Source organism: Marinobacterium profundum (assembly GCF_001528745.1).
Classification (GTDB): domain Bacteria; phylum Pseudomonadota; class Gammaproteobacteria; order Pseudomonadales; family Balneatricaceae; genus Marinobacterium_A; species Marinobacterium_A profundum.
Genome location: NZ_BCNS01000121.1, coordinates 1 through 12,087, shown reverse-complemented (window position 1 = coordinate 12,087; position 12,087 = coordinate 1). Strand labels below are relative to the sequence as shown.

Sequence of the window (12,087 nt, the reverse complement as noted above, 5' to 3'; positions counted from 1 at the left end):
CCCCTGTACGCTTAACTAATCACTAATAGGCAACTCAGTGGTGTACTTCTTCTGACGCAGCACCAGCGAGCTGTTGGTCGACTTGACGCCCTTGAGCTTGAGCAGCTTTTGCATCATGAAGCGCTCCAGCGCTTCCATGTCTTCGGTGACAATGCGCAGCAGATAGTCTTCACTGCCGGTGATGGCGTAGCACTCCATCACCTCCGGCGACTGCTCGACAAACTCATCGATGGCAACAATGCTGGCATCACTGTGATCCAGCAGCGACAGATGGATAAAAGCCATGGTCTGCATGCCCAGCTTGTGGCTATCCAGCAGGGCCACATAACGGTTGATAACGCCGCTGTCCTCGAGCTTTTTAAGCCGCCGCCAGCAAGGCGCGGTGGACAAGCTGGTGCGCTCGGCCAGCTCCTGATTGCTGATACGGCCGTTGCGCTGCAATTCGCGCAGCAAACGCCGATCCGTTTTATCCAGTTTGATTGTTTCAGACATTTTATTTCTCAAAATAAAATATATAGGCAATATCCTTTCAAAGGTTGCGGTGTTTTGTACAACAGCGCAAGCAAATTTCCCGCGCTCTTCGATACTCTAATGAGGTATGGAATGCTGTGCAGGAGCCCACCATGAAAACCACAAGCCGCTACCAGGCCCACCAACCCGACGCCCAGGGCATGATTCCCTACAGCGCCGAGGAAGACGCGGTCTGGCAGATTCTGTTCAGCCCTCAGCAGGCACGGGCCAAGCGCTATTGCAGCCGGGTATTCACCGAGGGCCTGGCCCAGCTGGCACTGAGCCCGCAGCGGATTCCACAGTGCGTCGAGGTATCACAACGCCTGCAGCAGGCAACGGGCTGGAGCGTCACGCCGGTACCGGCCCTGATCGGCTTCGACCGTTTCTATCAGCTGCTGTCCGCCCGCATCTTCCCGGCGGCCTCCTTTATCCGTTCGCGCGATGAACTGGAATACCTGCAGGAGCCGGATATTTTTCACGAGATCTTCGGCCACACCCCCTTGCTGGCCCATCCGCAGATCGCCGAATTTTCGCACCACATAGGCGTGCTGGGCACGAAGGCCCGCTCTCAGGATCATGTCTGGCTGGCCCGGCTCTACTGGTTTACCGTAGAGTTTGGCCTGATTCGCGAAAACGGCGGCCTAAAGGCCCTGGGCGCCGGACTCGCCTCGTCGGCCAGCGAGTTGCCCTACGCCATCGAAAGCCCGCAGGCACAGCGCCAGCCGTTTGATTTGATGGACGTGTTGCGCACGCCCTATAGGATCGACATTCACCAGCCACTGTACTTTGTTCTCGAAGGTCTCGACCAACTGCGCGACCTGATCAGCACCGACATACTGGGAACTATCCACCATGCCCAGGCACTGGGGCTGCATGCGCCACTATACGCCCCCAAAGCCGCGCTAAACTGAACACCAGCATCTGTGCGCCAATACATACGGCCTGCATGGGGCAAGCCCTGCCCCAGCTAACAACTACACCGGAGGATACCCCCATGAGCGATTCAATCTGTGACCTGGCCGGCCAGACCTGCGTACCCTGCGAAGGCGGTATTCCAGCTCTGAGTACTGCGGAAGCCCAAGCGTTAATGCACCAACTGCACCCGGACTGGGAACTGGCCGACGATGCCAGCTATATAGAGCGTGATTTTCGCTTCAAGGGCTTTGCCAAGGCGGTCTATACCACTAACGCCGCCTGCTTTCTGGCCGATCAGCAAAACCATCACCCGGATATTCGCATGGGCTGGGGTTACTGCATCGTACGTTTCTGTACCCACGCCGTGAAGGGTCTGTCGGACAACGACTTTATCTGCGCCGCCAAACTGGACGCCATTGTCGGCAACTGAGCCTGACCCCAGGCAGAAAAGCAGATACGAAAAAGCCGGCATCAGCCGGCTTTTGGGTTTCAGAAAGGCAACAGACGTTAGCTGTTGTCCACCATCAGATTACCGCTGGCAATCAGCGTGTCTATATCAGTGCCGCTAAGGTCGGTCAGGTTAATTACCTGATCGGCCTTGGTTGCCGCCTCGGTTGCATCAGCAGCATTCATATTGCCACTTGTGCTGACGTAAAGCGTGCTGTCGGTCCCGTTGTCGTCCAGATACAGATAGGCATCCAGGGTCGCCTCGGTTTCACCAACCAAGAGATCCGAAAGATCCAGTACATCACCGTCCGCCGGTTTGAAGTCAGTCACAGTATCTTCGGCGAACAGGCCTGTGCCCACACCACCCTCGTGACCATCACTCCAGACAAACAGATCCGCCCCATCATGACCTGTGAGGATATCGTTGCTGGCGGTACCATGGAGAACATCGCTACCGGTAGATCCCTCAATCAGGGCTGAACCGTTATCGGTGGCGTTCACCATCACCGAGAAGCTGCTCGACGCTGAGTCTCCATCCGAATCGGTTCCAGCAAGCTCAAACTTGAGCTCATAATCGTCCGGGAACTCGGTTGTCACGTACTTGCCGGCCAGACCCGTGATCTTGAAACTGGCTCCGCTGCTTCCCGGGCCCAGTTCAATGTAGTCCACTTCCCGCGCAGTATCCGCCGCAACAGTCACACTGTAGTCGGTGCCGATCTGCTCGCTGTAGCTCGATGTTGTACCATCGGTATAGCGGATCGTGATGTCCACCGGATCAAAGGTCTTCACGCCACCGGTATGGGACAGCTGAATCGTCAGTTCAGACAGTACTCCGCTGCCGCTCGCAGTAGGCTGAACGTCAAAGCGCAACACGTCACCCTTGCTACCGTGCATGACGTTGTCACCAACACCCAGGTCGGTAGACGAGATAGTCAGCGTGCTGGCCGCACCATTTTCCTTGCCGGTAACAACTATCTGGAACTCGCCACCAAAGAGCGCCGAGCCAAAGGTGTAGAACGCCAGATTGGAGCCGCCAGAAATACCGCTCAAAAGGCTCGGAATCGTCTGTTCAATGATAGGATCCGGCGTAACCATAGTCACCTCGTAGGTGCCATCGGCATTAACCTGCAGCGTAAAGAAGGTAAAAGTCTCCCCTCCTTTTTCATACACGGCGTTGTACAGCAGATGGCTGGCATCCGAGCCCGCAGCATCATACTCAAGGCTGTAACCGTCCCGCGTATTGGTCCACTGCAAAGCACTGGCGTCGAAGCTGTCGGCGAAGGACTGCCCATCGGCACCAACATCAAACGCATAGAAACCGGTATAAGTGCCAGTTACATTTGCGATTGCCAGGTTAGCTGTTGAAAGCGTAGGACCATCATCGGCGAACTGAATGTTTCCGCCCAGATCAATCGTCTTGGTGCTGGTCGCCGAATCGCCATCACCATCGGTGATCGAATAGGTGACCTCGAGGTTCACCAGCCCATTGGCCAGCGCAAGGACATCACTGCTGTAACCCGAAGTATTGGCTGTCGCATGATCCATCGCCTGGTACTGAGTCAGCGTCACCTTGCCATCACTGGCAACACTGAGGCCGAACACCGCCGTAGCATCCACACTGCCAGGATTGGTGGTCGCCGTTGAACCCAGTACGGTACCGTCCGCCAGGGTGTAAAGGTACACCGCATCGGAACCGCTGCTCAGCTGACTGTCAGTGCCCTCGCTCGCCAGGCTAAGCACATAGCTGAGCCCGCTGGCTTCTACACTGTCAGCACCGGAGTTCAACGAGGCCACAATGGCAACACCGAAGGCCGCGCTGCTGGTTGCCGTATCGGGTGTTCCACCCCGCGTATCGGCGTCCTGGGTTCTGAGCGATACGCCGCTGTCACTGCCCAGCGTCAGGGATACGCTCGGACCATCATCCGCGAAGCTGATCGCGCCGCCCAGATCAACGCTCTGGCTGCTGCTGGCGCTGTCACCGTCATTGTCAGTAATTGTGGCCGTACCGGTCAGGCTCACCAGGTTGCTGGCAAGACTCAGTACATCATCGTCGTAGCGGCCTTCCGTCTCGGCATTGCCATGATCCAGCGCAGCATACTGACCCAGAGTAACCACCCCAGCACTGTCCACACTCAAACTAAACACGACGCTGCCGTCGAGAGTCAGCGGGGGCGTTGTGCTGGTACTGCCAACGATGCTGCCGTCGGAAAGCTGATACAGGTTGACGGCAACGCCGCCACTTTCAAGACCCGATGCTGTACCGGAGGCTACGCTCAGGCTCAGTGCATAGCCCCAGCTAATGGCTCCGGCCTGGCCATCGGCCCCACTGACACTGTTACTGACGCTGAATACCCCGTCAAACGCTGCCGTGCTGGTAGCGATATCCGCACCGAATAAAGTATCTGCGTCCTGCGTCTGTAAGCTAACCCCGCCCAGGCTGCCAGCGGCAACGCTGATGCTTGGCACGTCATCAATGATATCGATAGTAATGGTGCTGTCGGCGGAGCTGACGCTGCCATCGAACACGCTCAGGGTGAAGCTGTCCTGCTCCGTCACGCCGTCAACGTCGGTCACCGGACCGCTCAGCTGATAGCTGTAGCTCGCCACACCGGTGCTGCTGTTGTAGCTGTCGATGGTCAAGCTGCCGTGATTGTTGGCGCCGGCGATCACGCTGCCTTCGATATCATCGACCAGGATGGTGGTGCCGTTGATCGTGACGCTGACCAAGTCATCCAGACCATCGGCATCGGCCAGGGTAAAGGTGCCAGATACTACCTCTGACTGATCACTCTTGTTGCCTGAATCGCCATCAGCAAGCTCTCCACTCCCCAGCGGAAGACCTTTTTCATTCACCTGCTTCGAGGACGAATCCACCTGAAGGGTCGGGGCATCGTTGACGTTGGTCAGGCTGATGTTGGCCGTGGCCGTATCGGTGCCGCCTTCGCTGTCATCCACGCTGATGGTCAGGGCGTAATCGCCCAGCTCTGCGTCGTCGATGTCCTGGGTGACGCTGATCGCACCGGTCGTGGCATCGATGCTGAACAGGCCCGCGGCGTTGCCGCCGGTGATGCTGTAGGTCAGGCTGTCGCCGTCTTTATCGGCCGCCACGACGGTGCCGACCACGCTGTTGGCGACGGTGTTTTCCGGTGCGCTGAAGCTGTAGACGTCCACGTTCGCGGCGGTCGCGCTGGTGTCGGTGCCGCTGATGAACTCAGGCACGGTGTTGTTCACCGTCCAGGTGAAGTCCACATCGACGCTGCCGCCGTTACCGTCACTGGCGGTTACGGTGACGCTGTAGTCCTGGGTGCCGTCGTTGTTATCGGTCGCATCCGAGGCATTGGCGGCGATGGTGCCGGTGATAACGCCGGCCGCCGAGATGCTCAGACCCGCCGGCAAGCCGGTGGCGCTGAAGCTCAGGCTGTCGCTGTCCAGATCGGTGAAGCTGCTGCTGACGTCCAGGGTGATGACGTCCGAGTCATCACTGGTCTCGAAACTTAATTCACCGGTCGGCGCATTGTTACCGGTGGTGATGGGCTCAGCCTCGATCGTCTGCTCTTCGGTACTCACCGCGCTGAAACTGCGATCAATCCCGCTCGTGCCATAACCTGCCTGGGGACGAACTTCCTGACCGGTGCGATCCAGTAGTACAAAACGGCTGCCGGAGTCTCCCGGGCCCGTATCACCAGCACCTGGAGCCTGACCGGCGGCAGTCGCTTCGGCGATGGCCGTCGGATCTTCACCCGCCAGGATGGCGCGCTGAATGGCATCTACATCACCCAGGGACGCCAGCGCCTTAGTGACACTGTCACTGGAGGCCACCGATTCGGACGGATCGAACCGTGTTATTTCGGAATAAAATTCCGGTGCGACCAGAACTTTCTGACCGGCGACAAGTTCGACAGTCTCACCGGCGCTATTATCCAGTTCGATACGACCACCGCCGGCCACGCGCACCAGCTCGCCTTCAAATACAGGGTCACCAACACTCAGAATGCGTTCACTGCCATCGGCGGCGATTGCAACGGCAGTACCGGTAACGGACGTTACTGTCGCGGCTATAAGTGGCTGGGCACTTTCAGTTGTGGCGGCGCCATCGGTCTCAACAGCCTGAGATATCTGCAGCTCTTCCCCACCTTCGACGACCAGGCGGTCGCCCGCTACACTGCTGATCTCAACTCGTGCACCGTCTTCGGCACGCAGGGTTTCGTGGAGATAGACGGTGTCGCCCAGCACAAGCTCACGCTCAGTCCCATCCGGGCTCACAGCCACTACGGACCCGGTAATAAAGCTGACAGTACCCGCTACTTCCGCAATCGCCATGAAACACCTCTGCTATGAATTCGTATCTTTTTCAGACTGACCGGCACCATAGGACATATGGGCAATAAGACCTATTGTACCGAGGTACAGGTAGACTATAACCAAACATTAGTCTCTTATCGCAGACGATCTGTTTTTCGCTTAGCAAAAATATACGGTTACAGCTCTAGAGTGGATCACATTTTTCTTAATATTACATAATGACTACAGGAAAACTAAACGCTAAGGCGACTGAAAAAGATTGCGAAGCAAGCAGAAGTGACGCAGACATAACGGGCTACAAGCCAGTATTTTCGCCCTTGCGAGCGAGTTTTCGAAGAAGCAGGATCACACCAGCATTCCCATGTGATCATTTAAAGCAGCTATATAAAAATTCAGGCCGAACAGTCCAATACTTTGGTGCCCACCTATCGCAACCGCAGGCCCTCCTCGGCAAAACTCAGGCACAAAAAAACCGGCCACTAGGGCCGGTTTTTTTAGCAAGCTCAGATCAATTACTTGATCTTGGCTTCCTTGTACAGAACGTGCTGACGAACAACCGGATCGTACTTTTTGAACTCAAGCTTTTCCGGTGTGTTGCGCTTGTTCTTGTCGGTAGTGTAGAAGTGACCAGTACCGGCAGAGGAAACCAAGCGGATCTTTTCACGAGCGCCTTTAGCAGCCATGACCTAACTCCTTAAAATTTCTCGCCACGGGTACGCATTTCGGTCAGAACCGAGTCAATACCCTTCTTATCGATAATACGCATACCTTTGGAAGATACACGCAGACGAACGAAACGCTCTTCGCTCTCAACCCAGAACCGGTGCCAATGCAGGTTCGGCAGAAAACGACGGCGAGTTTTACGCTGTGAGTGGGAAACGTTGTTCCCGGTGACCGGACGCTTGCCGGTAACCATGCAAACTTTAGACATCTCGAAAACCTTCTCGAAAATTTTATATAACCCTGTCCAGATACTTATCGGCAGCATTTACAGCAGCCACCTCAGGCGGAGCGTCCAAAAACCGGACAAAATCCCGTACCAAGAGGACAGAAGGGCGCATATCATACTCAAACGTAGGCCGCTATACCAGCCTCTTTGTGCAAATATCAGCCTTTTAAAGCAGCCCGCGCTCGGCGAAGGACACCACTTCGGTATCCCCCACCACCATATGGTCCAGCACGCGGATATCTACCAGCGCCAGGGCATCAATCAGACGCCGCGTAATCTGCTGATCCGCCAGCGAGGGTTCGGCCACACCCGAGGGATGATTGTGCGCCAGAATAAGGGCCGCAGCATTGCGCCCCAGCGCCCGTTTAACGACTTCGCGCGGATAGACTGAGGCCGCATCAATAGTGCCGAAGAACAGCTCATCGAAGTGAATAACCCTGTGGCGATTATCCAGAAACAGACAGGCAAAGACTTCCCGCGCCTGATGCCGCAGCCTTGCCGTAAGGTAGCGTCGCACCGCCGCCGGATTCTCCAGCGCATCGCCTCGCTCCAGCGACGCTTCCAGATGACGCCGCGCCATTTCCAGCACCGCCTGCAGCTGGGCATATTTGGCATCCCCCAGCCCCAGCCCCTGACAAAACTGCTCACGACTACTCTCCAGCAGTGGGCGCAAACCGCCAAAACGATCCAGCAGTTCACGCGCCAGATCCACGGCACTCTTGCCACTTACACCGGTACGCAGAAAAATCGCCAGCAACTCGGCATCGGACAAGGCCGCCGCACCGAGAGACAGCAAGCGTTCACGCGGCCGTTCCTGCGCCGGCCAGTCTGAAATGGACATGAGACACCTCCCTGTGTCACTACTTTCTATAAATATCGTTTAATAGATGCAGCTTTGTAAGTACCGCTCTGTAGCCACTGCTTATTGCCACCATTCATTGAGCGTAGCACTGGCACAGTCCAACCCCACCGCCAACCATAGACTCACCCAGCTCCCAATCACCAATCACCAATCACCAATCACCAATCACCAATCACGGCTTATGGCTTACGGCTTACGGCTTAGCAACCACCAAGGACAAACGCCCAGGCGCCGAATACCCATGCCTACGCAAAGCTGCCCTGAAGTGATATCTTAGGCGCTCTTTTTCAGGCGGCGACGACGCATCGGTTCCGGGTATGCAACGACTTACTAACAGACAAATCATTCTGGGCATTACCGGTGGCATCGCCGCCTATAAAAGTGCCGAACTCACGCGCCTTCTCAAAGGTGCCGGCGCCGACGTGCGCGTTGTCATGACGCCTGCGGCCACCGAGTTCATTACCCCACTGACGCTGCAGGCGCTGTCTGGCCACGCGGTCCACCAGCATTTGCTGGATCCCGAAGCCGAAGCCGGCATGGGTCATATAGAGCTGGCCAAGTGGGCCGACCTGATCCTGATTGCACCGGCCAGTGCTGATTTCATCGCCCGCCTGGCCGACGGCCAGGGCAATGATCTGCTCAGTACTCTGTGCCTGGCCACAGAGGCGCCTATCTGCCTGGCACCAGCGATGAACCAGGCCATGTGGCGCAACCGCCACACCCAGGACAATATTGCCCGCCTGCACGCGGGTGATATCAGCATCTTTGGTCCCGGCAGTGGCGAGCAGGCCTGCGGCGACACAGGCCCCGGCCGGATGCTGGAGCCCACGGAGCTTGCCCAGCTCACCGCAGCCCAGTTCGATACCGGCCTCCTGAGCGGCAAGACCGTTTTCATAACCGCCGGTCCGACCCGCGAGGCACTGGATCCGGTGCGCTACATTTCCAACCACAGCTCCGGCAAGATGGGCTACGCCCTCGCCCAGGCAGCGGTGGATGCAGGCGCGCGCGTCAAGCTGATTAGCGGACCGGTCAATCTGCCTGCTCCCCCACGCATGGAGCGGGTTCAGGTGCAAAGCGCAGAAGACATGCTGGCGGCTGCCATGGACGGAATCGACAGCTGCGACATTTTCATTGCCGCCGCCGCCGTGGCCGATTACCGTCCCATAGCGGTATCCGAGCACAAACTAAAGAAGGGTGCTGAGGAGATCATGGAGCTGCGGCTGGTAAAAAACCCGGACATTGTCGCCAGCGTCGCCGCCCTGCCCCGCAAACCCTTTACCATTGGCTTTGCCGCTGAAACCCAGGATTTGCTCAGCTATGCCCGCAGCAAGCTGGAACGCAAAAACCTGGATCTGATCGTTGCCAACGACGTATCCCAACCTGGCATCGGCTTTAACAGCGACGAAAACGCCGTGACCCTGGTCAGCCGCGATGCGGCACTGGTGCTGCCCCAAACTTCGAAACGCCAGCTGGCAAGCCAGCTGATCCGTCAAATTGCCGAACTCTATAACCGAGCCCCATGAAGAAACTGCAAGTAAAGATTCTTGATCCCCGCATCGGCCGCGACTTTGCGCTGCCTGCCTATGCCACCACCGGTTCTGCAGGCCTGGATCTGCGCGCCTGCCTGGATGCACCTGTGACACTGGAGCCCGGCCAGACAGAACTGCTGCCCACCGGCCTTGCTATCTATATTGAAGACCCGTCGCTGTGCGCCATGATCCTGCCGCGCTCAGGCCTGGGGCACAAGCACGGTATTGTGCTTGGTAACCTGGTTGGGCTGATCGATTCCGACTATCAGGGGCAGTTGTTCGTGTCCTGCTGGAATCGCGGCCAGACTACCTTTGTAGTCGAGCCCGGCGAGCGCATTGCCCAGCTGGTGCTAGTACCGGTGGTGCAGGCAGACTTTGACATCGTGGATGAGTTCCATGCCTCCGAGCGCGCCGACGGCGGCTTCGGCTCCTCCGGTCGGCACTAAGCATCAGAGTTAAGCCCGACAGACTGCGGCCCCTTGAGAGCCAGGGGATTTTACAAAATTCAGCCCGATTTTTCAGGGCGACAATCAAACGGGCAGGGACACCTGCTTGATTACTTCGACAGAGGAGTGACACAGGAATGGCACTGACACGCAGCGAAGCCATGAACACCGCCCAGGTGCTCAGCGAAGCAATGCCCTACATTCAGCGTTTTGTCGGCAAGACCCTGGTGGTCAAATACGGCGGTAACGCCATGGTCGATGAAAAGCTGCAGAACAGCTTTGCCCGCGACATCGTCATGCTCAAACTGGTCGGTCTGAACCCCATAGTGGTACACGGTGGCGGCCCGCAGATCGGCGACCTGCTGGAAAAGCTCAATATCGAATCTCACTTCATCAATGGCATGCGCGTCACCGACTCCAAAACCATGGACGTGGTTGAAATGGTACTCGGCGGCATGGTCAACAAGCAGATTGTGGGCCTGATCAACAGCAACGGCGGCAAGGCCATCGGCCTGACCGGCAAGGACGGCCAGCTGCTGACGGCCCGCAAGCTGCGCGTCAAGCACAAGACCCCCGAGATGCTGGCACCGGAGATTCTTGATATCGGCCATGTGGGTGAAGTTGAGAAGGTCAACGTCAAGGTGCTCGACATGCTGGTCAACTCCGACTTCATTCCAGTTATAGCCCCCATAGGCGTCGGTGAAGATGGCATGTCCTACAACATCAACGCCGACCTGGTTGCCGGCAAGATTGCCGAAGTACTCAAGGCCGAGAAACTAATACTGCTAACCAATATTGCGGGCCTGCTCGACAAGGAAGGCAAGCTTCTGACCGGGCTGTCTACGCGCCAGGTCGACGACCTGATCGAAGACGGCACCATCTACGGCGGCATGCTGCCCAAGATCGACTGTGCCCTGAGTGCGGTAAAAAACGGCGTCAACAGCGCCCACATCATCGATGGTCGGGTAGAGCACTCCTGCATGCTGGAGATCTTTACCGATGAAGGTGTCGGCACCCTGATCACCAACCGCACACTCTAAGCCTCAGCTTTACAGGCGCTCGCTACAGCCAGTGGCGGGGGCCTGTCGCTATTCAACCGCACGCTTCAAAGGACTTCGCATGAGCGAGCAAACCAAGGTTTCGCGCAGCGAGCAGATTCTGCAGGCGCTGGCACATATGCTCGAAAGCAACCCGGGCCAGCGCATCACGACCGCCGCACTGGCACGGGAGGTCGGCGTATCAGAGGCCGCCTTGTACCGTCATTTCCCCAGCAAGGCGCGCATGTTTGAAGGCCTGATCAGCTTTATCGAGGAGACGCTGTTTTCCCGCGTCAGCCTGATCCTGGACTCAAACCATGGCGCCATTCGCCAGTGCGAACAGATTCTCACTCTGGTGCTCGCCTTTGTGGAACGCAATCCCGGCATGGCCCGGATTCTGACCGGCGATGCCTTGGCGGGCGAAACTGACCGACTGCGAGCGCGGGTGCATCAGGTATTCGAGCGCCTCGAAACTCAGCTGCGCCAGATCCTGCGTGAAGCTGAAATACGCGAAGGTCTGCGTACCCACACCACCGCAGGTGCCACTGCCAACCTGATGATGGCCACCGTCGAAGGCCGTATTCGCCAGTTCGTGCGCAGCGAATTTCGCCAGCGTCCAACGGAACTTTGGCCCGACCAGTGGCCCCGCCTGGCCACAGGCCTGTTCCGTACCGCAGCCTGATAGCGCCCCGGCATGTATTGGGAATTACTGATCGAGCACGCAGGCCTCTTTGTGCTGTCGCTGCTGGCCAATGGCCTTTCCGCCCTCGCAGGTGGCGGGGCCGGCCTGCTGCAACTGCCGGTGTTACTGTTTCTGGGACTGAGTTTCAGCGTGGCGCTGGCAACCCATGAAAACTGGGACAGACCCGCGGCCGCACTGGGCAATACGTCTATTTCACCCTGCCTCCCCAAACGACCTGCGCCATGACAGCCGATCTGCTATTGGAACATCTTGGCCTCTTTGTGCTGTCGCTGCTGGCCAATGGCCTTTCCGCCCTCGCAGGTGGCGGAGCCGGCCTGCTGCAACTACCGGTGTTACTGTTTCTGGGACTGAGTTTCAGCGTGGCGCTGGCAACCCATGAAAACTGGG

12 protein-coding genes are annotated in these 12,087 nt (G+C 57.6%); 7 read left to right on the top strand and 5 right to left on the bottom strand.

All coding sequences use genetic code 11. The features are described from left to right. Positions 1 to 15: 15 nt before the first annotated feature. Entirely contained in the window at positions 16 to 492 is a 477-nt protein-coding gene (locus MPRO_RS12960; protein ID WP_067293086.1) for an Lrp/AsnC family transcriptional regulator, read from the bottom strand. A gap of 116 nt (positions 493 to 608) precedes the next feature. On the opposite strand from MPRO_RS12960, the gene phhA reads away from it, so the two are divergent. Beyond that, the gene (phhA, locus tag MPRO_RS12955) at positions 609 to 1,421 is read left to right on the top strand and encodes a phenylalanine 4-monooxygenase (RefSeq protein ID WP_369406731.1); all 813 of its coding nucleotides are present in this window, start codon (positions 609 to 611) and stop codon (positions 1,419 to 1,421) included. An 83-nt stretch (positions 1,422 to 1,504) separates the two neighbouring features. Beyond that, positions 1,505 to 1,855, top strand: coding sequence for a 4a-hydroxytetrahydrobiopterin dehydratase (locus MPRO_RS12950; protein ID WP_067293080.1), 351 nt, complete (start codon positions 1,505 to 1,507; stop codon positions 1,853 to 1,855). Between the two features lie 77 nt (positions 1,856 to 1,932). Here MPRO_RS12950 and MPRO_RS12945 read toward each other — a convergent pair whose 3' ends face one another. The 4 genes from MPRO_RS12945 to radC all read right to left on the bottom strand — a co-directional run bounded on the left by MPRO_RS12945 (position 1,933) and on the right by radC (position 7,964). Beyond that, positions 1,933 to 6,192: a retention module-containing protein gene (locus MPRO_RS12945; RefSeq protein WP_067293078.1), complete on the bottom strand. Its 4,260-nt coding sequence runs from the start codon at positions 6,190 to 6,192 to the stop codon at positions 1,933 to 1,935. Positions 6,193 to 6,686: 494 nt separating this feature from the next. Continuing rightward, positions 6,687 to 6,857, bottom strand: a complete 171-nt coding sequence (rpmG, locus tag MPRO_RS12940; protein WP_020681085.1) for a 50S ribosomal protein L33 — start codon at positions 6,855 to 6,857, stop codon at positions 6,687 to 6,689. Between the two features lie 11 nt (positions 6,858 to 6,868). Then, on the bottom strand, positions 6,869 to 7,105 hold the full coding sequence (gene rpmB, locus MPRO_RS12935; protein ID WP_067293073.1) for a 50S ribosomal protein L28: 237 nt from the start codon (positions 7,103 to 7,105) through the stop codon (positions 6,869 to 6,871). 184 nt (positions 7,106 to 7,289) lie between these two features. Further along, positions 7,290 to 7,964 (bottom strand): RadC family protein, encoded by a 675-nt coding sequence (gene radC / locus MPRO_RS12930; protein ID WP_067293069.1) that lies wholly within the window; start codon positions 7,962 to 7,964, stop codon positions 7,290 to 7,292. Between the two features lie 338 nt (positions 7,965 to 8,302). Between radC and coaBC the strand changes: the two genes are divergently transcribed. From coaBC to MPRO_RS12905, 5 genes are all read left to right on the top strand, one after another. After that, complete coding sequence (gene coaBC, locus MPRO_RS12925; RefSeq protein ID WP_067293066.1) at positions 8,303 to 9,508, top strand: bifunctional phosphopantothenoylcysteine decarboxylase/phosphopantothenate--cysteine ligase CoaBC; 1,206 nt, start codon at positions 8,303 to 8,305, stop codon at positions 9,506 to 9,508. After that, on the top strand, positions 9,505 to 9,960 hold the full coding sequence (gene dut, locus MPRO_RS12920) for a dUTP diphosphatase (RefSeq protein ID WP_067293062.1): 456 nt from the start codon (positions 9,505 to 9,507) through the stop codon (positions 9,958 to 9,960). The genes coaBC and dut overlap by 4 nt, the downstream gene beginning before the upstream one ends. A 137-nt stretch (positions 9,961 to 10,097) precedes the next feature. Next, positions 10,098 to 11,000 carry an acetylglutamate kinase gene (gene argB / locus MPRO_RS12915; RefSeq protein WP_067293059.1) on the top strand — a complete coding sequence of 301 codons (903 nt, stop codon included), beginning with the start codon at positions 10,098 to 10,100 and terminating at the stop codon, positions 10,998 to 11,000. A 79-nt stretch (positions 11,001 to 11,079) separates the two neighbouring features. After that, positions 11,080 to 11,679 (top strand): nucleoid occlusion factor SlmA, encoded by a 600-nt coding sequence (gene slmA / locus MPRO_RS12910; RefSeq protein ID WP_067293056.1) that lies wholly within the window; start codon positions 11,080 to 11,082, stop codon positions 11,677 to 11,679. Between the two features lie 12 nt (positions 11,680 to 11,691). Further along, a complete protein-coding gene (locus MPRO_RS12905) occupies positions 11,692 to 11,925 on the top strand; it encodes a hypothetical protein (protein WP_067293053.1) in 234 nt (77 codons plus the stop codon). Positions 11,926 to 12,087: the final 162 nt, after the last annotated feature.

Bases quoted from the DNA above. Each gene is read 5' to 3' on its own strand.
- MPRO_RS12960 (WP_067293086.1), bottom strand. From the start codon at position 492: ATGTCTGAAACAATCAAACTGGATAAAACGGATCGGCGTTTGCTGCGC.
- MPRO_RS12950 (WP_067293080.1), top strand. From the start codon at position 1,505: ATGAGCGATTCAATCTGTGACCTGGCCGGCCAGACCTGCGTACCCTGC.
- MPRO_RS12945 (WP_067293078.1), bottom strand. From the start codon at position 6,192: ATGGCGATTGCGGAAGTAGCGGGTACTGTCAGCTTTATTACCGGGTCC.
- rpmG (WP_020681085.1), bottom strand. From the start codon at position 6,857: ATGGCTGCTAAAGGCGCTCGTGAAAAGATCCGCTTGGTTTCCTCTGCC.
- rpmB (WP_067293073.1), bottom strand. From the start codon at position 7,105: ATGTCTAAAGTTTGCATGGTTACCGGCAAGCGTCCGGTCACCGGGAAC.
- radC (WP_067293069.1), bottom strand. From the start codon at position 7,964: ATGTCCATTTCAGACTGGCCGGCGCAGGAACGGCCGCGTGAACGCTTG.
- coaBC (WP_067293066.1), top strand. From the start codon at position 8,303: ATGCAACGACTTACTAACAGACAAATCATTCTGGGCATTACCGGTGGC.
- dut (WP_067293062.1), top strand. From the start codon at position 9,505: ATGAAGAAACTGCAAGTAAAGATTCTTGATCCCCGCATCGGCCGCGAC.
- argB (WP_067293059.1), top strand. From the start codon at position 10,098: ATGGCACTGACACGCAGCGAAGCCATGAACACCGCCCAGGTGCTCAGC.
- slmA (WP_067293056.1), top strand. From the start codon at position 11,080: ATGAGCGAGCAAACCAAGGTTTCGCGCAGCGAGCAGATTCTGCAGGCG.
- MPRO_RS12905 (WP_067293053.1), top strand. From the start codon at position 11,692: ATGTATTGGGAATTACTGATCGAGCACGCAGGCCTCTTTGTGCTGTCG.